At 64.0% G+C, this 236-nt stretch carries 1 pseudogene; it reads left to right on the top strand.

The features are described from left to right. Window positions 1–236: pseudogene (locus tag DY926_RS15440) on the top strand (methionine adenosyltransferase); the annotation flags it as partial.

Genomic DNA, 236 nt, shown 5'->3' with positions numbered 1-236 from the left:
CTGCAGCCGGATGCGAAAAGCCAGGTGACCCTGCGCTATGTCGATGGCAAGCCCGTTGGCGCCACCTCGGTCGTGATCTCCACCCAGCATGTCGAAGGTGCCAGCCAGGCCACCATCCGTGAGGAACTGGGCAGCATCGTGCGTGATGTCCTGCCGCAGGGCTGGATGTGCCCCGAGGACGAATTCTACGTCAACCCGACCGGCGTGTTCGTGATCGGTGGCCCGGATGGTGACTG

It is taken from the genome of Komagataeibacter melaceti (assembly GCF_003403295.1).
GTDB lineage: Bacteria > Pseudomonadota > Alphaproteobacteria > Acetobacterales > Acetobacteraceae > Komagataeibacter > Komagataeibacter melaceti.
This window is presented reverse-complemented; position numbering and strand designations above follow the sequence as displayed.